This is a genomic window from Streptomyces sp. NBC_00631 (genome assembly GCF_045206895.1).
Taxonomy (GTDB): Bacteria; Actinomycetota; Actinomycetes; order Streptomycetales; family Streptomycetaceae; genus Streptomyces.
In genome coordinates, this window is record NZ_CP107734.1 from 3,290,032 (window position 1) to 3,307,451 (window position 17,420).

The following is a 17,420-nucleotide window of genomic DNA, read 5'->3' on the forward strand; positions in this document are numbered from 1 at the left end:
TGCCACCATGGGAGGGATCCGGGGACACCGTGAGGGTGCCACGAGATGACTTGAAGGAGCCGTTGTCATGACGCAGGTTTCGGCTGCCCAGACTGTGCAGAACAGCCCCTCCGACGGCAGCAAGGCGCTGTACGGGGGTAAGGGCACTCGCCGCATCACGGTCCGCGACCTCGCCCTCGCCAAGGAACGCGGCGAGAGGTGGCCCATGCTCACCGCCTACGACGCGATGACCGCGTCCGTCTTCGACGAGGCCGGCATCCCGGTGCTCCTGGTCGGCGACTCGGCCGGCAACTGTCACCTCGGCTACGAGTCGACGGTCCCCGTCACCATGGACGAGATGACGATGCTGTCGGCGGCCGTGGTCCGCGGCACCCAGCGCGCCCTCGTCGTCGGCGACCTCCCCTTCGGCTCCTACCAGGAGGGCCCGGTGCAGGCGCTGCGCTCGGCGACCCGGCTGGTGAAGGAGGCGGGCGTCGGCGCGGTCAAGCTGGAGGGCGGCGAACGGTCGCACGAACAGATCCGGCTGCTCGTCGAGTCCGGTATCCCGGTGATGGCGCACATCGGCCTGACCCCGCAGTCCGTCAACGCGATGGGCTACCGGGTGCAGGGCCGCGGCGAGGAGGCGGCCCAGCAGCTGCTGCGCGACGCCAAGTCGGTGCAGGACGCGGGCGCGTTCGCGGTCGTGCTCGAACTGGTCCCGGCGGAGCTCGCGGCCGAGGTGACCCGGGTGCTGCACATCCCGACCGTCGGCATCGGCGCCGGTCCCGAGACCGACGCGCAGGTCCTGGTCTGGACGGACATGCTCGGCCTGACCTCGGGCCGGGTCCCGAAGTTCGTGAAGAAGTACGCGGACCTGCGCGAGGTCATGGGCAACGCGGCCAAGGCCTACGCCGAGGACGTCGTCGGCGGGACGTTCCCGCAGGAGGAGCACTCCGTCCACTGACGCTCCGCTGGGCCAGCCGGCCACGATGCGCCGTCTTCGTCTGCGGCCTCGTCGTGGCCGGTCGCGCCCACGCGGCGGAGCCGCATACCGAGTACAGCCCCGCGCCCCTTACGGGACGGCCTTCGGGGCGCTGCCCAGAGCCACTGCGGAAACACCGGGGCCGGCCCGCCGATCTTCCCCCGTCGGCGGGCCGGCTGCCGTTCGCGCCCGGTCCGGCCGGACCGTCGGCGGGCCGGCTCCGCCGTCCACCAAGCGAACCGTCGGCGAGCTATCGACGGACTATCGGTGGGCTATCGGCGAACTGTAGGTCGGTGTCGGCGGGCTGTCGGTGGTTTGTCGGTGGGGCCTGGCACGGTTCTTCCCATGACGCGAATCGACAACAACGCCGTGTCCGTACGGGGGCTGGTGAAGCACTACGGCGACACCAAGGCACTCGACGGAGTTGATCTGGACGTCCGCCAGGGCACCGTGATGGGCGTGCTCGGACCGAACGGGGCGGGCAAGACCACCCTGGTGCGGATCCTGTCCACGCTGCTGCGGCCCGACGCGGGAGAGGCGACCGTCGCCGGGTACGACGTGCTGCGCCAGCCCCGCCGGCTGCGCCGGGTGATCGGGCTGACCGGGCAGTACGCCTCCGTGGACGAGAAGCTGCCGGGCTGGGAGAACCTGTACATGATCGGGCGGCTGCTGGACCTGCCGCGCAAGGACGCGCGAGCCCGGGCCGACGAGCTGCTGGAGCGGTTCTCGCTGACCGAGGCCGCCAAGCGGCCCGCAAGCACCTACTCCGGTGGTATGCGGCGCCGGCTCGACCTCGCCGCCTCGATGATCGGGCGCCCCCAGGTGCTGTTCCTGGACGAGCCGACCACCGGTCTCGACCCGCGCACCCGCAACGAGGTGTGGGACGAGGTCAAGGCCATGGTCGGTGAGGGGGTGACCGTGCTGCTGACCACCCAGTACATGGAGGAGGCCGAGCAGCTCGCCGCCGAGCTGACCGTCGTGGACCGCGGGAAGGTCATCGCGAACGGCAGGGTGGAGGAGCTGAAGGCGAAGGTCGGCGGCCGGACGCTGCGGGTGCGGCCCGTCGATCCGCTGCAGGTGCGGCCGCTCGCCGCCATGATCGACGAGCTGGGGATCACCGGGCTCGCCGGTACGACCGTGGACGGCGAGAACGGCACCCTGCTGGTGCCGATCCTCAGCGACGAGCAGCTGACCGCCGTGGTCGGCGCCGTGACCGCCCGCGGCATCACCATCAGCTCCATCACCACCGAACTGCCCAGCCTGGACGAGGTGTTCCTGTCCCTCACCGGCCACCGCGCCAGTGCCCCGCAGGACGCCGTGCCCGCCGACGACCGTCAGGAGGTCGCCGTATGAGCTCCCACCCGTCGCCCACCACCACCCTGAACGAGGCGCTTCGCGCCGCCCCTGCGACTGTCCCTGTTCCCGTGGCCGACACGCCGATCTCGCTGCGCGCCCATCTGCGGCACACCGGTGCGCTCGTCCGCCGCAACCTGCTGTGGATCCGGCAGGACCCGGAGTCGATGTTCGACGCCATCCTGTTCCCGGTGATCTTCACGCTGCTGTTCGTGTACGTCTTCGGCGGCTCCATCGGCCAGTCGCTGGGCGGCGGCCAGCAGGCCTACGTCCAGTACGTCGTCCCCGGTCTCATGGCCATGATGGGGATGAACATGGCCCAGGGCGTGGGCACCGGCTTCAACCAGGACTTCAACTCCGGTGTGATGGACCGCTTCCGGTCCCTGCCGATCGGGCGCGGCTCCGTGCTGTTCGCCAAGATCGCGGTGGAGCTGATGCGGATGCTGTTCGCGACCGCGGTCCTGATGGTCGTCGCCGTCCTGGTGGGCTTCGACATCACTCACTGGTCGGGCCTGCTGGCCTCGGTGGGACTGTCGGCGGTGTTCGGCTCGGCCCTGATGTGGGTGTTCATCACCCTCGGTGTGGTGATGAAGAGCGCGCAGTCGGTGCAGGCGATGGGCTTCCTGGTGCTGATGCCGCTGCAGTTCGGCTCCTCGATCTTCGCGCCGACCAACTCGATGCCGGGCTGGCTCCAGGCCTTCACGGACTACAACCCGCTGTCCGCGCTCGCCGACACCGCGCGCGGCCTGATGCTCGGCGGTCCGGTGGCGCACAGCCTGTGGATCACCCTGGCCTGGTCGGTCGGGCTCACCGCGGTGGCGGCACCGTACGCGATCTACAAGTTCCGTACGAAGAGCTGACGTCTCCGCCGGCAGGAAGACGTCAGAGCAGGGCGGTGACCTCCGCGCGGGAGAGGTCACCGCCCTCGGCGTACGCCGACTCGTAGGCCCGGTCGTCGGTGAGGGCGGCCCGGACCCGGGCCTCCGACCGGTCGCGTGCCGTGCGCTCCAGACCGACCTGGAGGTGGCCGGGCGGCAGCAGGGCCTCGGCGGCGCCCAGGCAGCGGGCGGCGTCCAGGGCGCGCACACCCCCGTCGAGGCCGGACAGGGCGACCGCGGCGACGGTCAGGCACAGGGAGGTCAGGTGCGGGGTGATGGCCTCGCTCAGCGGGTCGGCGGCGAGCCGCAGCGCTTTCCGCAGCCGGGCCAGGGCCTCCGCGTGGAGGCCGTCCAGGGCGTCCACCCAGGCCTCCTGGGTGAGGATCAGGGCGTCGAAGACGACGAAGTGCGCGATCTTGAACTCGCTGCGCACCAGCCGGACCTGCTCGCGGGCCTCGGGGACGCGGCCGCTCAGCAGGAGCCAGGTGGTGAGGAAGAGCCGGGCGGCGGGCATCGCCTCGTTGTTCAGGCCCTCGTTGTCGGCGACGACCTGGCGCAGCAGCCGTTCTCCGCGCTCGGTCTGGCCCGATTCGATCAGCACACTGCCGAGGCGGGCGTGCAGCACGGCGATCTGGGCGCGGGCGCCGAGCCGGCCGACCCGCTCGATGGCGGCCTCGTAGTCGGCGGCCGCGGCCAGGTAGTCGCCTCTGCGCTCCCGGGCCTCGGCGCGCCCGGAGAAGGCCTCGGCGGTGCCCCAGTCGTCCCCGAGGCGCCGGAAGATCTCCAGTGCCTCGTCGGCGTCCCGGGTGGCGTCGCCCGCCCAGGCGGCGCGGTTGGCGAGCAGGTTGGCGCGCATGGCGAGAGACCCGGCCAGTTCCCACTCGTAGTCCGGCGTCTCGCGGCAGGTGCGGACGGCGGCGTCGAGGATCTCGCGCAGCCGGTCCATGCCGCCGGTCAGCATCACGGCGAAGAACCAGAACATGCCCGGCGCCCGGCAGGTCTGCGGCATGCCGGGCTCGTAGATCTCGGTGACGGCGCGCAGTCTGGCCTGCGCCTGCGGTGTCTGCCAGACGTCCAGTTCGGTGTCCATACAGGCCAGATGGGCCAGGTGCACGCCCCGCCAGGCCTCGGCGAGGACCTCGCCGGCGTACGGCGGCGGGGTGTCGGTGCAGCGCTGCCACACGGGTTCGGCCCGGCGCAGCGGTTCGGCGAACGGGTCGGGGCCGAGGGCTATGACGTCGGCGCACCAGGTGCGGGTCTCGATGCGCTGGTCGTGCAACTGCCAGTACCAGAACAGGGAGTGGAGCAGGCAGAGGGCCTCGTGCTCGTCGCGCACGGCGATGGCGTGCCGCAGCGCGGTGCGCAGGTTCTCGTACTCCAGCTGGAGCCGTGCGATGGCGGCCCGCTGGCGGGTGCCGCGCAGCAACGGTTCGTTGGTGCGGGCGAGTTCGCGGTAGTACGTCAGATGGGCGCGCTCGGCGGCGGCGCGCCCGCCGCTCTCGTCCAGGCGCTCGCCGGCGTACTCGGCGACGGTCTCCAGGAGCCGGTAGCGCATCCCCTCGTGATCGGCCTCGCCCGAAGGGGCCGCCACGACCAGGGACTTGTCGACCAGGGAGCCGAGCGCGTCGAGGGCGGCGGGGCCGCAGACGGCCTCGGCGGCGGCCAGGTCGCAGCCGCCCGCGAAGACGGAGAGGCGGCCGAGGACGTCGCGTTCGCCGGCGTCCAGCAGGTCCCAGGACCAGTCGACGACCGCGCGCAGGGTCTGCTGGCGGGGCAGCACGGTGCGGCTGCCGGAGGTGAGGAGGCGGAAGCGGTCGTCCAGCCGGTCGGCTATCTGGCGCGGGGTCAGCATCCGCAGCCGGGCGGCGGCCAGTTCGATGGCGAGGGGCAGTCCGTCCAGGCGGCGGCAGATCTCGGCGCAGGCCGCCGCGGTCTCGTCGTCGCCGTCGACCGTGAAGCCGGGGCGGGCCGCGGCGCCCCGCTCGGCGAGCAGCCGCAGCGCCACCGGCTCGGGCAGCGGTTCCACCGGACGCAGCAACTCCCCCGGCACGCCGAGGGGTTCGCGGCTGGTGGCCAGGATGGTCAGGTCCGGGCAGCGCTCCAGGAGCCGGGCCGTCAGGTCGGCCGCCGCGTCGACGACGTGCTCGCAGTTGTCGAGGACGATCACCATCCGGCGCCGGGCGCAGTGGTCGACGAGCCGCTCGACCGGGTCGTCGTGCCGGTCGGCGGCGGCCCGCATGGCCTCGGCGCCACCGCCGTACAGCACGGCCTCACGGGCGCCGAGCGCGCTGAGCACGGCCTCGGGGACGTCGGCCGGGTCGTCGACGGGGGCCAGCTCGGCCAGCCAGACGCCGTCCCGGGCGTACCCCACGGTCTCGGCGGCCTCCTGCGACAGCCGGGTCTTGCCGGCCCCGCCCGGTCCGAGCAGGGTGACCAGCCGGGCGGCGGCGAGGTCGCCCCGGATGGCCTCGATGTCGGCCTCGCGTCCGACGAAGGAGGTGAGCCGGGCGCGCAGGTTCCCGGGCCGGGCCGGCTGCCCGGTGGACACCGCCGGTGCCGGGTCCAGCAACTCGGTGTGCAGGGCGCGCAGTTCGGGTCCGGGGTCGGAGCCGAGGCGGTCCGCGAGGAGGTGGCGTACGTCGTCGTAGGCGGCCAGCGCCCCGGCGGTGCGGCCGGTGGCGTGCAGGGCGCGCAGGCGCAGGGCCTGGAGGGGCTCGTCGAGGGGGTGGGCGTCGCACAGGGCGGTGAGCTCGGGCAGGGACTGCTCGGCCTGGCCGAGGGCGAGGGCGGCGGTGTGGCGGGCGCGCAGGGCGTCCAGGCGGCGGACGTCGACGCGGGCCGCCTCGGCGGTGCGGTCGGGCAGGTCGGCCAGGGCCGGTCCGTGCCACAGGGCGAGGCCGTCGTCGAGGACGGTGGCCGCCTTGGCAGGGTCGCCGTCGGCGAGGGCGCGCAGGCCCTCGCCGGTGAGCCGCTCGAAGCGGTGCAGGTCGACGTCGTCGGAGGCGGCGGCGAGCCGGTAGCCGCCGTCGGTGGACTCCACGGCGTCCGCGCCGAGCGCCCGCCGCAGCCGGCCGACCAGCGCCTGCAGCGCGCCGCCGGCGTCGGCGGGCGGATCGTCGCCCCACACCTCGTCGACGAGCAGTCCGGCGGGCACCGCGCGCCCGGGGCGCAGCGCCAGCACGGTCAGCAGGGCACGCAGCCGCGCCCCGCCCACGGGGACGGCCGTGCCGTCGGGGCGGAGTGCCTGGGTGGTGCCGAGGATCGCGTAGCGCACGGGGTCCATTCTCCCTGGGGACGTCGGGAGCGGTCACGGGGTTTCGCCGAGGGGGGTGTCGGGGTTCGCCGGCGGCCGTCAGGAGGGGGGCACGCGCAGGATGCCCGAGGTGTCCGAAGCGTCGAGCGTGACGAGGGCACCGCAGGTGCGGCGGACCCGCCGCAGGCCGTCCACGATGCCGAGGTCCGCCTCCGCGAACCACTTCGGGCAGCTTTCGGCGGGCTCCAGCGCGAGGGTGCCGGGCACCGGTTCCAGGCCGCGTCCGGTACCCCGGATCACGACCCCCTCCCCCGGTTCGACCGGCACCGGGTCGGCCGCGGGGAAGCGGAACTCCCCGTGGACCAGCTCGACAGCGTGTACCCGGCCGGTGGTGGGGCGGTCGGGGCCGCCGTGGTTCTCCACCCAGGCCTCGGCGCCGTACCCGGCCCGCTCCCGCCGGGCTCCGGCGCCGTAGGCGACCAGTTTCCAGGCCACGTCGTCGCCGACGGCGAACGGTTTGCCGCAGCACTCCATCTGCCAGTCCTCGTAGAACACCTTCAGCAGTCGCATGCCCTCATGCTTCCGGGAACCGATCGCCGGTCGCGATCCGTTTTCACTTGCGCCCAGAGGTATTTCCCCAGCACCTGAGGCGTTTTCCGGCCGCGCCAGGTACGGTCGGACCCGCGTCGACCGCCCCAGCCCTCCAGGAGCCCCGCCCATGACCGCCACCACCACCCGCCCCAGTGACCGGCGGATCAGTCCCGTGTTCGTCGGGATCCTCGCCGTCACCGCGGTCACCGGGTGGGCCACCTGGTCCGGGTTCGCCGAGCAGCCCGGCGTCGCCGTGTTCCTGTTCGTGACGGCCGCCTGGATCGTCTCCCTCTGCCTGCACGAGTACGCGCACGCGCGCACCGCCCTGCACGGCGGCGACATCACGGTGGGCGCGAAGGGCTACCTGACCCTGAACCCCCTGAAGTACACCCATGCGCTGCTGAGCATCGTGCTCCCGGTGCTGTTCGTGATCATGGGCGGGATCGGTCTGCCGGGCGGCGCGGTCTTCATCGAGCGCAGCCGGATCCGGGGCCGCTGGCGGCACAGCCTCATCTCGGCCGCGGGCCCGCTCACGAACGTCCTGTTCGCCGCCGTCTGCACCGCCCCCTTCTGGCTGGACGCGCTGGACGGCGTCCCGCGCGACTTCCGGTTCGCCCTCGCCTTCCTCGCCCTGCTCCAGGTCACGGCGGCGATCCTGAACTTCCTGCCGGTGCCGGGCCTGGACGGCTACGGCGTGATCGAGCCCTGGCTGTCGTCCGGCATCAAGCGCCAGGTGGAGCCGTTCGCCCCGTTCGGCCTGCTGTTCGTGTTCGCGCTGCTGTGGGTGCCGTCGATCAACAGCGCGTTCTTCGACGTGATCGACGCGCTGCTGCGCCACCTGGGCGTCGGGGACCTGGACCAGTACTGCGGGCAGCAGCTCTACCGCTTCTGGCAGGGGACGGACGAGTTCTGCTCCGCCGTCGGCTGACCCTCACGCCGACAGCGGGAACTCCTCGCCCAGCGCCCGGAACACCGCCGTGTTGAGGGCGAACGCCCGCTTGCACTCGGTCACGATGCGCTGCTTCTCCAGGTCGTCGGCGTCCACCGCGTCCAGCAGTTCGCGGTAACCCCGCTTGAAGGCGGCCGGGTTGGCGATGTCCTCGAAGACGTAGCAGCGGACGCCGTCGCCCCTGCGCTCGAACCCCCAGGTCCGCTCGGCCCGGTCGCGGATGATCTGGCCGCCGGAGAGGTCGCCGAGGTAGCGGGTGTAGTGGTGGGCGACGTAACCGGCGGGCCAGCGCTCGGCGCACTCCCGCACCCGCGCCGCCGCGTACTCCTCGGTGGCCGGCAGCGCGGTGAGCCCCGTGCGCCAGCGGGGCCCGCGCAGATGTGCCAGGTCCCGCTCCAGCGCCGCCAGCCGGTACAGCTCGGGCCGCACGAACGGCCCGGCCACCGGGTCCGAGGCCAGCCGCCCGGCCGCGCCCTCCAGCGCGTCGTACACGAACCACAGCTGCTCGGTGTAGCGCGCGTACGCCTCCACCCCGAGCCGGCCGCCCAGCAGATCACTCATGAACGTCGAGGTCTCCGCCGCCACGTGCTGCTCGTGGGACGCGGTGCGGATGAGTGTCGAGAACGAATCCATGGACACCACCTTCCCAAGGCAAGCCTTACCTAAGTCGACGACCTTGCCGACGCTTCGCCGGTAAAGTTACCGACACCTTGTCGGTAAAAGCGTACCGGAAGAAGGCCCGCCCTCCGAGCGGAGGACGGGCCTGGTCGACAGGGGTCAGGGCAGCGTGAGGACGTCCGCGCCGGTGTCCGTCACCACCAGCGTGTGCTCGAACTGCGCGGTCCGCCTGCGGTCCTTCGTGACGACGGTCCAGCCGTCGTCCCACATGTCGTACTCGTACGTCCCGAGCGTCAGCATCGGCTCGATCGTGAAGGTCATCCCGGGCTGCATCACGGTCGTCGCGTGCGGGCTGTCGTAGTGCGGGATGATCAGCCCCGAGTGGAAGGACGAGTTGATGCCGTGACCGGTGAAGTCACGGACCACCCCGTAGCCGAAGCGCTTGGCGTACGACTCGATGACCCGGCCGATGATGTTGATCTGCCGGCCCGGCCGGACCGCCTTGATCGCCCGGTTCAGGGATTCCCGGGTCCGCTCCACCAGCAGCCGGCTCTCCTCGTCGACATCCCCGACCAGGTAGGTCGCGTTGTTGTCGCCGTGCACCCCGCCGATGTACGCCGTCACGTCCAGGTTGACGATGTCACCGTCCCGGAGCACCGTCGAGTCCGGAATGCCGTGGCAGATGACCTCGTTGACGCTGGTGCACAGGGACTTGGGGAAGCCGCGGTAGCCGAGGGTGGACGGGTAGGCCCCGTGGTCGCACATGTAGGCGTGCGCCACCCTGTCGAGCTCGTCCGTGGTCACACCCGGCGCGATGATCTTCGCGGCCTCCTCCATCGCCTGTGCGGCGATACGGCCGGCGATCCGCATCGCCTCGATGGTCTCCGGGGTCTGCACCTCGGGCCCGGTGTACGGGGCCGGCGCGGGTTTGCCGACGTACTCGGGGCGGCGGATGTTTCCGGGTACCGAACGGGTGGGAGAGAGCTCCCCTGGTACGAGCAGCGACTGGCCAGACATGCAAGCGAGTCTAACCAGCGGGCATGCGGGAACATGTGGATGGCGAAAGGAGCCGGTCATGGCCCTGTTCAAGAAGCGGACCGTCGCGAAGGCGGGCGAGTGGTACTACTGCCTGCAGCACCACAAGGTCGAGGAGGGCCCGGAGTGCCCCGCCAAGGACCGGTTCGGCCCTTACGCCAGCCGCGCGGAGGCCGAGCACGCGATGGAGCTCGCGCGAGAGCGCAACCTCCAGTGGGAGAACGATCCGCGGTGGCACGACGCGCCGGCGGGTGACCCCTCGGACGAGGGCTGAGAGAGTCCGGTCAGGGCTGGGTGGGGGCGCCGGCCACGGTCGCGCGCCGGGTGCGCTCCGGCGCACGGCGTGTTCGTTGGTCCGCGCGTCGTACGACATCAGGGCGAGCAGGCACCGGGCCGGCAGGCCCACCGCGCCGGTGCACAGCAGGCCGCCCGCGCCGACGGACTCCCGTACGCCGAGCCACCCGGCCATGCCGCCGGACCGGACCTGACCGAGGGTCGGGCCCACCGAGTACGACAGCAGTTCGATCCCGGCGAGGCGGCCGCGCAGCTCGTCGGGGATCGTCTGGTTCCACATCGCGGTCGACAGCACCACCATCCGCCCGTGCCGGCGCACCCGCGCGGCCCAGCCGCTGACCAGGCTCACCAGAGCGACCCGGCCGGGACGCTCGCGTACTCCCCCAGTGCCTTGAGGGCCTGGGGGACCCCCATGCCCCAGCGACCACGGCCGGGGTACCGCCCGGTGGGGGCTGGTCGCGCAGTTCCCCGCGCCCCTGAAGGGGCGCGGGGAACTGCGCGAGCAACCACTACGCGCCCGCAGCCGACGTCTCACCAGGGAGTCGGCGGCGGGGCCATCACCGTTTCCGCCAGCTTCGCCAAACGGTCCCTGAAGCTGCGGCGCCCCCTCGGCGACGGCCCGTTCTCGCCGGCCGCCGCGCTGACCAGGTGCTGGACGGTGTCCAGGTCCAGCTCCGCCGCCTCGGGGACGGTGAGGGTCTCGTGGGACATGGCGCTCAGCGCGTCGTCGGCGGTGGTGGACAGCGTCAGGACCGTCACGCCGGCGCGGCGGGCCGTGTGGACCCGCTCCAGCAGGGGCTCGGCGTCCCCCGGCGCCACCACCAGCAGCGTCTCGCCCCGGCGGGCCGTCTCGATGCGGGCGGGACCGACCGCGAGGTGCGCCGGGTCGGTGGGGCGGGCGTCGTGCCGTACGAGGGTCGGCGCCAGTTCCGGCGTACCGGACCACGCGGCCTCGTCCACCAGGTGCGCGGCGAGATGCCACGGCTCGTACTCCGGGGTGCCGAGGAGGAGCAGTCCGCCGCCGTGGGTCACCACCGAGCCCCGAAGGGCGCCCGCGAATCTGCGTGTCGCGGTCAACCACTCGGTCCCGGCCAGCACTTCACGCAGCAACGCGACCCGTACGGCATCCATGCCCCCGCATACTGCCGCAATCGGGCACTCGTGACGCGGAGTTCACCCCGAATTCGCCCGCCCCGGGGAGAAGGCGGCCCATGAGCGACGCAGAAGCAAGCATTCCCTTTCGCGCGGGCACAGAGGGCTACGCCAGTTTCCGGATCCCGGCGGTGGTGGTCTCCCGGGCGGGCACCGTGCTCGCCTTCTGCGAGGGGAGAGTCGACTCCGCCGCCGACCACGGGCACATCGATGTCGTACTGAAGAGGTCCCGGGACGGCGGGCGCACCTGGGAGTCTCTCCAGGTCGCCGCCGGTAACGGCCCCGGTCTGGCCGGGAACCCCGCTCCCGTGGTGCTCGACAGCGGGCGGATCCTGCTCGTGCACGTCCGCAGTGCCGCCTCGGCCACCGAGGACGCCATCCTGCGTGGGCAGGTGCCGGACGCCGACGGGCGGCGGGTGTGGGTGCAGCACAGTGACGACGACGGGGTGACGTGGTCCGCGCCGAAGGAGATCACCCGGTCGGTGAAGAAGGCCGGATGGCGGTGGTACGCCACCACGCCCGGACACGCGCTGCAACTGCGCTCGGGGCGGGTCGTCGTGGCCGCCAACCACACCCTGCCGCCCACCGGGACGGACAACGGCACCGAGGGCAGGTACAACAGCGGGCACTGCCTGCTCAGCGACGACCGCGGGGAGACCTGGTACCTCGGCTACCTCGACGAGAACACCAACGGATACGTCAACGTCAACGAGACCACCGCCGCCGAACTGCCCGACGGGCGCGTCTACTTCAACACGCGCAACGATTCCCCGGCGCCGGGGAACAGGGCCGACGCCCACTCGGCGGACGGCGGGCGCACCCTCGTGAAGCCGTTCAGGCCGCAGGCCGGGCTCACCGCACCCGTCTGCGAGGCCGCCGTGCTCCAACTCCGCGATCCCGACCTGCTGCTGTACTCCGGGCCGGCCGATCCGGCGGCCCGCGCCCTGATGACGATCCGTGTCTCCACCGACGGCGGTACCACCTGGCGGCCCGCGTACACGGTCGACGGACTGCCCGCCGCCTACTCCGACCTGACCCGGATCGACGCGGCCACCGTCGGTCTGCTGTACGAGACCGGGGACTTCGGCGCGTACGAGACGATCACCTTCCGCCGGGTGCCCGTGAACCGGCTCACCTGACCGGGTACGGTCGTCGGCCCGGACGTAGAGTCGGCCCATGACCTCTACCGACAGTGCACAGCAGCCGCCGGCCGAGAAGGCCGCCGCCAAGGATCCCTGGGACCTGCCCGACGTCTCCGGTCTGGTCGTGGGTGTGCTCGGCGGCACCGGCCCGCAGGGCAAGGGCCTCGCCTACCGGCTGGCACGGGCCGGCCAGAAGGTGATCATCGGTTCCCGGGCCGCCGAGCGCGCGCAGGCCGCCGCGGACGAGCTCGGGCACGGTGTCGAGGGCGCCGACAACGCCGAGTGCGCGCGCCGCAGCGACCTGGTGATCGTCGCCGTGCCGTGGGACGGGCACGGCAAGACGCTGGAGTCACTGCGCGAGGAGCTGGCCGGCAAGCTGGTCGTGGACTGCGTCAACCCGCTCGGCTTCGACAAGAAGGGCGCCTACGCGCTGAAGCCGGAGGAGGGCAGCGCGGCGGAGCAGGCCGCCGCGCTGCTGCCGGGCTCACGGGTCACGGCCGCCTTCCACCATCTCTCCGCGGTGCTGCTCCAGGCCCCGGAGATCGAGGAGATCGACACCGATGTGATGGTGCTCGGCGAGGTGCGGGCCGATGTCGAGATCGTGCAGGCGCTGGCCGGACGCATCCCCGGGATGCGCGGGGTCTTCGCTGGGCGGCTGCGCAACGCCCACCAGGTGGAGTCCCTGGTCGCGAACCTGATCTCGGTCAACCGCCGCTACAAGGCACACGCCGGGCTCCGCGTCACGGACGTCTGAGCCGATGGGGGACACTGGTGGACGCCAGCAGTGTCCCCCGCACTCCTCAGAAAGCGACTTCATGCCCCGCCTCGCCCTCTACGCCCTGGTCGTCTGCGTCCTCGCCGTCGCCGCCGCTGTCGTCTCCTTCGTCCAGGGCAGCTGGCTGATGGGTGTGGTCTGGGTGCTGCTGACGGGTCTGTCGTCCAACATGACCTGGTACTACGTGCGGCGGGACCGCGCCGGGAAGTCGGTCACCGGCTGATCCCCGGCTGCTTCTCCTCGCCCTCCAGGAGGACCCGCCCGCCGATCTCCACCCAGCCGTAGGGCTGGGGCGCGGTCAGAATCTGTGAGCCCCTGCCCTGGGTGATGTTCAGGGCCCGGCCCAGCTGTGCGGTCAGCAGCAGCGCCGCCGCGCCGGTCGCCTCCTCCTCGTCGATGCCGTCGTCGCGGCCGGGGAAGGCGCGGGCACGCACCCGTCCGGCCGCCTCGTCCTCCCACGCCCAGGCGTAGACGCTTCCCCGGACTTCGTCCGGGGGGACCCCCGTCTCGCTTCGCTCGTACGGCGGCGGCACCTGCAGCGCGTCGACCTCGGCGGCCGTGGCGTAGCGGCGCAGGGTGTGCGGCGGGACCCACTCCGGCAGCGCCTCGATCCAGCTGAACTCGCCGTCCAGCCGGGCGCCCACCACACCGGCCGGGGTGACCAGTTCGGGCACGTCCAGCAGCCAGGCCGCGCCGACGCAGGGGAGCCCGGCGAACGGCAGGCGCAGGGTGGGGGTGTAGATGTCGACGGCCCCGCGCTCGGGATCGTCCACGAACACGGTCTCGCTGAACCCGAGTTTCACGGCCAGCGCCTGCCGGTCCTCCCGGTCGGGCAGCACGGAACCGTCCCGGACGACCCCGAGTTCGTTGCCGTACCCGCCGTTCGCCGCGCAGAAGACACGCAGCACGTCGTAATCAGTCACTCCGGAATTGAAGCACCCACCGACCACTTGACCATCCCTTTACCTTTCCTTGGTGTTTGCTTTGAGCCGTCGACATCAAGCCGTGTCTGTGATCTTTCTGTGTCTGGTGAATCACCACCCGGGTGGGTAAGGGTGAGGTAAGCCTCAGGTAAGTTAGGCCAGCCTCACCACACCATCCCGCTTGGAGCCTGCATGCGTGCCGTCCGACTCACCGTCACCGCCGCCGCCACCGCGGCCGCCTTGACCGCCCTCTCGGCCTGCACGGCGAAGAGCGATGCCGAGGGCGATGACGCGATCAAGGTCACCGCCGCCGACGCCAGGTGCGAGACGTCCACGAAGTCGGTTCCGGCCGGGCACGTCACGCTCGCCATCGAGAACAAGGGCTCCAAGGCCACCGAGGTCGAGATCCTCTTCCCGGACGACCGGATCGTCTCCGAGAAGGAGAACATCGGGCCGGGGACCAAGTACACGCTGACCGCCGAGGTGAAGGCGGGGTCGTACGAGATAGCCTGCCGGCCCGGGATGAAGGGGCACGGGGTGCGGCAGAAGCTGACCGTCACCGGCTCCGGCGCCGTCGCCAAGCGCAACCCGACGCTCGACAAGGCCGTCGCCGACTACCGCGAGTACGCCCAGGAGCAGGCCGACGCCACCGTCCCGCTGGCCCGGACCTTCGCCGACGCCGTCAAGGCCGGTGACCTGGAGGCCGCCAGGAAGGCGTACTCCCCCTCGCGGCTCGGCTGGGAGCGCACCGAGCCGATCGCCGAGTCCTTCGGAGACATCGACCCGAAGACCGACACCCGCGCCGACGGTCTGGAGGAGGGGCAGAAGTGGACCGGCTGGCACCGGCTGGAGAAGGCCCTGTGGGCCGACAAGAAGATCGGTGCCACCGAGGCGGCCCTCGCCGGCCAGCTCGTCACCGACCTGACCGACTGGCAGAAGCGGGTCGGCAAGGCCGAGATCACCCCGACCTCCATGGCCAACGGCGCCAAGGAACTCCTCGACGAGGTCGCCACCGGCAAGGTCACCGGCGAGGAGGACCGCTACTCCCACACCGACCTGGTCGACTTCAAGGCCAACGTCGAGGGCGCGCAGAAGGCGTACGAGCTGCTGAAGCCGGTCGCCGCGAAGAACGACGCGTCGCTGACCGGCGAGCTGGACAAGCAGTTCACCGCGCTGAACACGCTGCTGGACAAGTTCCGGACGGACGCGTCGGACAGGACGTCGTACGACTTCGTCTCGTACGACAAGGTCACCAAGGACCAGCGCAAGGAGCTGTCCGACGCCGTCAACGCCCTCGCGGAGCCGCTGTCCAAGCTCGCCGCGACCGTGGTCAAGTAGGGGGCGGGGCATGAGCGAGAAGACCAGTCCGTCGCGTCGGACGCTGATCGGCTGGGGTGGTGCCGGGCTCGCGCTCGGGGCGGCCGTGGCCGGCGGCGCGGTGGCGATGGCCGACGCCGGCGACGACGTCGACCCGGCGGCCGCCGAGACAGGGGGCGCGGTCGCGTTCCACGGCGCCCACCAGGCCGGGATCGCCACACCCGTCCAGGACCGGCTGCACTTCGCCGCGTTCGACGTGAAGACCGGCGACCGGGCCGAGTTCGTACAGCTGTTGAAGGACTGGACGGCCGCGGCCCGGCGGCTGACCGCGGGCAGGGCGGTGGGCGAGGGCGCGTACGGCGGGCTCGCCGAGGCGCCGCCGGACGACACCGGTGAGGCCCTCGGCCTCAAGCCGTCCCGGCTGACGCTGACGATCGGCTTCGGGCCGTCCTTCTTCGAGAAGTTCGGCCTGACCGGGCAGCGGCCGGCCGCCCTCGTCGACCTGCCCAAGTTCCCCGGGGACAACCTCGACGCGGCCCGCACCGGGGGCGACCTGTGCGTCCAGGCCTGCGCGGACGACCCTCAGGTCGCCGTGCACGCCATCCGCAACCTCGCCAGGATCGGCTTCGGCAAGGTCGCCATCCGGTGGTCCCAACTCGGCTTCGGCAAGACCTCGTCGACGACCCCGGACGCCCAGACGCCCCGCAATCTCATGGGGTTCAAGGACGGCACCCGCAACATCGCGGGCACCGAGACCGACCGGCTGCGGAAGTTCGTGTGGGTCGGGGACGGGGACGGGCCGGAGTGGATGAGCGGGGGGTCTTACCTCGTCGCGCGGCGGATCCGGATGAACATCGAGACCTGGGACCGTACTTCGCTCCAGGAACAGGAGGACGTCTTCGGGCGGGACAAGGACGAGGGCGCCCCGGTCGGCAAGGCCAGGGAGCACGACGCGCCGTTCCTGAAGGCCATGAAGCCCGACGCGCATGTGCGGCTCGCGCACCCGGACTCCAACGACGGGATCACCATCCTGCGCCGCGGCTACTCCTTCACCGACGGGACGGACGGACTCGGGCGGCTCGACGCCGGGCTGTTCTTCCTCGCCTACCAGCGCGACGTGCGCAAGGGCTTCATCCCGCTGCAGCGCAGGCTGTCGGCGTCCGACGCGCTCAACGAGTACATCCAGCACGTGGGTTCGGCGGTCTTCGCGGTCCCGCCCGGCGTCCGGGACAAGGACGACTGGTGGGGCCGGACGCTGTTCTCCGAGTCCGCCGAGGGGGCGTGATCCGTGTTCTCCAACTACCTGATCGGGCTGCGGGAAGGCCTTGAGGCGTCGCTCGTCGTCTGCATCCTCATCGCCTATCTGGTCAAGACCGGCCGCACCGACGCCCTGAAGCCGATCTGGATCGGCATCGCGGTGGCGGTGCTGATCGCCATGGGCTTCGGGTGCGCGCTCGAATTCGGTTCCCAGGAGCTGACGTTCCAGGCGCAGGAGGCGCTCGGCGGGTCGCTGTCGATCGTCGCGGTGGGCCTGGTGACCTGGATGGTGTTCTGGATGCGGCGCACCGCCCGGCACCTGAAGGCGGAGCTGCACGGCAAGCTGGACGCCGCTCTCGCGATGGGCACGGGGGCGCTCGTGGCCACCGCCTTTCTCGCCGTGGGCCGGGAGGGCCTGGAGACCGCCCTCTTCGTGTGGGCGTCCGTGCACGCGGCGAGCGACGGCACCCCGCGCCCGCTGATCGGCGTGGCGCTGGGCCTCGCCACCGCGGTCCTCCTGGGCTGGCTGTTCTACCGGGGCGCCCTGCGGATCAACCTCGCCAAGTTCTTCACCTGGACCGGCGGCATGCTGGTCGTGGTCGCGGCGGGCGTCCTCGCCTACGGCTTCCACGACCTCCAGGAGGCCGACTGGATCCCGGGCCTGACCCACCAGGCCTTCGACATCAGCGACACCATCCCGCCGGACAGCTGGTACGGAACGCTGCTGAAGGGCGTCTTCAACTTCCAGCCGGACCCGACCGTGCTCCAGGTCACGGTGTGGCTGCTGTACCTGATCCCGACGCTCGCCCTCTTCTTCGCCCCGGTAGGGTTCGGCTCCGGGAAGGGGAAGGTGAAGGCACCTGATGACGCACCTGACGACCAGGGATCGCGGCCCTCGACGGCTCCGCAGGCGTGACCGGAA

General features: G+C 71.9%; 17 protein-coding genes and 1 pseudogene. 11 read left to right on the plus strand and 7 right to left on the minus strand.

What is annotated here, in order from left to right; genetic code table 11:
- The first annotated feature begins 67 nt into the window (after positions 1-67).
- From panB to OHB00_RS15095, 3 genes are all read left to right on the plus strand, one after another.
- On the plus strand, positions 68-943 hold the full coding sequence (gene panB, locus OHB00_RS15085; protein WP_406435125.1) for a 3-methyl-2-oxobutanoate hydroxymethyltransferase: 876 nt from the start codon (positions 68-70) through the stop codon (positions 941-943).
- Positions 944-1,306: 363 nt separating this feature from the next.
- Positions 1,307-2,314, plus strand: coding sequence for an ATP-binding cassette domain-containing protein (locus tag OHB00_RS15090; RefSeq protein ID WP_406435127.1), 1,008 nt, complete (start codon positions 1,307-1,309; stop codon positions 2,312-2,314).
- Entirely contained in the window at positions 2,311-3,174 is an 864-nt protein-coding gene (locus tag OHB00_RS15095; protein ID WP_406435129.1) for an ABC transporter permease, read from the plus strand. Before OHB00_RS15090 ends, OHB00_RS15095 begins: the two co-directional genes overlap by 4 nt.
- A gap of 22 nt (positions 3,175-3,196) precedes the next feature.
- Here OHB00_RS15095 and OHB00_RS15100 read toward each other — a convergent pair whose 3' ends face one another.
- Together OHB00_RS15100 and OHB00_RS15105 are read right to left on the minus strand one after the other, a co-directional pair.
- Positions 3,197-6,475 carry a BTAD domain-containing putative transcriptional regulator gene (locus tag OHB00_RS15100; RefSeq protein WP_406435131.1) on the minus strand — a complete coding sequence of 1,093 codons (3,279 nt, stop codon included), beginning with the start codon at positions 6,473-6,475 and terminating at the stop codon, positions 3,197-3,199.
- Positions 6,476-6,544: 69 nt separating this feature from the next.
- Positions 6,545-7,015, minus strand: a complete 471-nt coding sequence (locus OHB00_RS15105) for a DUF6578 domain-containing protein (protein ID WP_406435133.1) — start codon at positions 7,013-7,015, stop codon at positions 6,545-6,547.
- 148 nt (positions 7,016-7,163) lie between these two features.
- On the opposite strand from OHB00_RS15105, the gene OHB00_RS15110 reads away from it, so the two are divergent.
- Entirely contained in the window at positions 7,164-7,964 is an 801-nt protein-coding gene (locus OHB00_RS15110; protein WP_406435135.1) for a site-2 protease family protein, read from the plus strand.
- Positions 7,965-7,967: 3 nt separating this feature from the next.
- On the opposite strand, the gene OHB00_RS15115 is transcribed toward OHB00_RS15110, so the two are convergent.
- Both OHB00_RS15115 and map read right to left on the minus strand, forming a co-directional pair.
- Entirely contained in the window at positions 7,968-8,618 is a 651-nt protein-coding gene (locus OHB00_RS15115; protein WP_406435137.1) for a heme oxygenase (biliverdin-producing), read from the minus strand.
- Between the two features lie 144 nt (positions 8,619-8,762).
- A complete protein-coding gene (gene map / locus OHB00_RS15120; protein WP_406435139.1) occupies positions 8,763-9,620 on the minus strand; it encodes a type I methionyl aminopeptidase in 858 nt (285 codons plus the stop codon).
- 58 nt (positions 9,621-9,678) lie between these two features.
- Here map and OHB00_RS15125 point away from each other — a divergent pair, with 58 nt between their 5' ends.
- Positions 9,679-9,912 (plus strand): hypothetical protein, encoded by a 234-nt coding sequence (locus tag OHB00_RS15125; protein ID WP_406435141.1) that lies wholly within the window; start codon positions 9,679-9,681, stop codon positions 9,910-9,912.
- 30 nt (positions 9,913-9,942) lie between these two features.
- On the opposite strand, the pseudogene OHB00_RS15130 reads toward OHB00_RS15125, so the two are convergent.
- Both OHB00_RS15130 and OHB00_RS15135 read right to left on the minus strand, forming a co-directional pair.
- Positions 9,943-10,310 (minus strand): annotated as a pseudogene (locus tag OHB00_RS15130) (MFS transporter); the annotation flags it as partial.
- Between the two features lie 153 nt (positions 10,311-10,463).
- A complete protein-coding gene (locus OHB00_RS15135) occupies positions 10,464-11,063 on the minus strand; it encodes a hypothetical protein (RefSeq protein ID WP_406435143.1) in 600 nt (199 codons plus the stop codon).
- Positions 11,064-11,143: 80 nt separating this feature from the next.
- Here OHB00_RS15135 and OHB00_RS15140 point away from each other — a divergent pair, with 80 nt between their 5' ends.
- The 3 genes from OHB00_RS15140 (at position 11,144) to OHB00_RS15150 (ending at position 13,224) form a co-directional block, all read left to right on the plus strand.
- Positions 11,144-12,223 (plus strand): exo-alpha-sialidase, encoded by a 1,080-nt coding sequence (locus tag OHB00_RS15140; RefSeq protein WP_406435145.1) that lies wholly within the window; start codon positions 11,144-11,146, stop codon positions 12,221-12,223.
- A gap of 37 nt (positions 12,224-12,260) precedes the next feature.
- Positions 12,261-12,980 (plus strand): NADPH-dependent F420 reductase, encoded by a 720-nt coding sequence (gene npdG, locus OHB00_RS15145; protein ID WP_406435147.1) that lies wholly within the window; start codon positions 12,261-12,263, stop codon positions 12,978-12,980.
- A 61-nt stretch (positions 12,981-13,041) separates the two neighbouring features.
- Positions 13,042-13,224, plus strand: coding sequence for a hypothetical protein (locus OHB00_RS15150; RefSeq protein ID WP_406435149.1), 183 nt, complete (start codon positions 13,042-13,044; stop codon positions 13,222-13,224).
- Here the strand turns inward: OHB00_RS15150 and OHB00_RS15155 are convergent.
- A complete protein-coding gene (locus OHB00_RS15155; RefSeq protein WP_406435151.1) occupies positions 13,214-13,924 on the minus strand; it encodes a PhzF family phenazine biosynthesis protein in 711 nt (236 codons plus the stop codon). The genes OHB00_RS15150 and OHB00_RS15155 overlap by 11 nt on opposite strands.
- Before the next feature lie 192 nt (positions 13,925-14,116).
- On the opposite strand from OHB00_RS15155, the gene efeO reads away from it, so the two are divergent.
- The 3 genes from efeO to efeU are packed head-to-tail and all read left to right on the plus strand — an operon-like array spanning position 14,117 to position 17,414.
- Positions 14,117-15,262 (plus strand): iron uptake system protein EfeO, encoded by a 1,146-nt coding sequence (gene efeO / locus OHB00_RS15160; RefSeq protein WP_406435153.1) that lies wholly within the window; start codon positions 14,117-14,119, stop codon positions 15,260-15,262.
- Positions 15,263-15,272: 10 nt separating this feature from the next.
- A complete protein-coding gene (gene efeB, locus OHB00_RS15165; RefSeq protein WP_406435155.1) occupies positions 15,273-16,526 on the plus strand; it encodes an iron uptake transporter deferrochelatase/peroxidase subunit in 1,254 nt (417 codons plus the stop codon).
- A gap of 3 nt (positions 16,527-16,529) precedes the next feature.
- Complete coding sequence (gene efeU, locus OHB00_RS15170) at positions 16,530-17,414, plus strand: iron uptake transporter permease EfeU (RefSeq protein ID WP_406435157.1); 885 nt, start codon at positions 16,530-16,532, stop codon at positions 17,412-17,414.
- Positions 17,415-17,420: the final 6 nt, after the last annotated feature.

Excerpts from the sequence above, each read along its gene's own strand:
- OHB00_RS15110 (WP_406435135.1), top strand. The coding sequence starts at position 7,164 with ATGACCGCCACCACCACCCGCCCCAGTGACCGGCGGATCAGTCCCGTG.
- OHB00_RS15115 (WP_406435137.1), bottom strand. The coding sequence starts at position 8,618 with ATGGATTCGTTCTCGACACTCATCCGCACCGCGTCCCACGAGCAGCAC.
- panB (WP_406435125.1), top strand. The coding sequence starts at position 68 with ATGACGCAGGTTTCGGCTGCCCAGACTGTGCAGAACAGCCCCTCCGAC.
- OHB00_RS15090 (WP_406435127.1), top strand. The coding sequence starts at position 1,307 with ATGACGCGAATCGACAACAACGCCGTGTCCGTACGGGGGCTGGTGAAG.
- efeB (WP_406435155.1), top strand. The coding sequence starts at position 15,273 with ATGAGCGAGAAGACCAGTCCGTCGCGTCGGACGCTGATCGGCTGGGGT.
- OHB00_RS15095 (WP_406435129.1), top strand. The coding sequence starts at position 2,311 with ATGAGCTCCCACCCGTCGCCCACCACCACCCTGAACGAGGCGCTTCGC.
- OHB00_RS15150 (WP_406435149.1), top strand. The coding sequence starts at position 13,042 with ATGCCCCGCCTCGCCCTCTACGCCCTGGTCGTCTGCGTCCTCGCCGTC.
- map (WP_406435139.1), bottom strand. The coding sequence starts at position 9,620 with ATGTCTGGCCAGTCGCTGCTCGTACCAGGGGAGCTCTCTCCCACCCGT.
- OHB00_RS15105 (WP_406435133.1), bottom strand. The coding sequence starts at position 7,015 with ATGCGACTGCTGAAGGTGTTCTACGAGGACTGGCAGATGGAGTGCTGC.
- OHB00_RS15125 (WP_406435141.1), top strand. The coding sequence starts at position 9,679 with ATGGCCCTGTTCAAGAAGCGGACCGTCGCGAAGGCGGGCGAGTGGTAC.
- OHB00_RS15140 (WP_406435145.1), top strand. The coding sequence starts at position 11,144 with ATGAGCGACGCAGAAGCAAGCATTCCCTTTCGCGCGGGCACAGAGGGC.
- efeO (WP_406435153.1), top strand. The coding sequence starts at position 14,117 with ATGCGTGCCGTCCGACTCACCGTCACCGCCGCCGCCACCGCGGCCGCC.
- OHB00_RS15135 (WP_406435143.1), bottom strand. The coding sequence starts at position 11,063 with ATGGATGCCGTACGGGTCGCGTTGCTGCGTGAAGTGCTGGCCGGGACC.
- npdG (WP_406435147.1), top strand. The coding sequence starts at position 12,261 with ATGACCTCTACCGACAGTGCACAGCAGCCGCCGGCCGAGAAGGCCGCC.
- OHB00_RS15100 (WP_406435131.1), bottom strand. The coding sequence starts at position 6,475 with ATGGACCCCGTGCGCTACGCGATCCTCGGCACCACCCAGGCACTCCGC.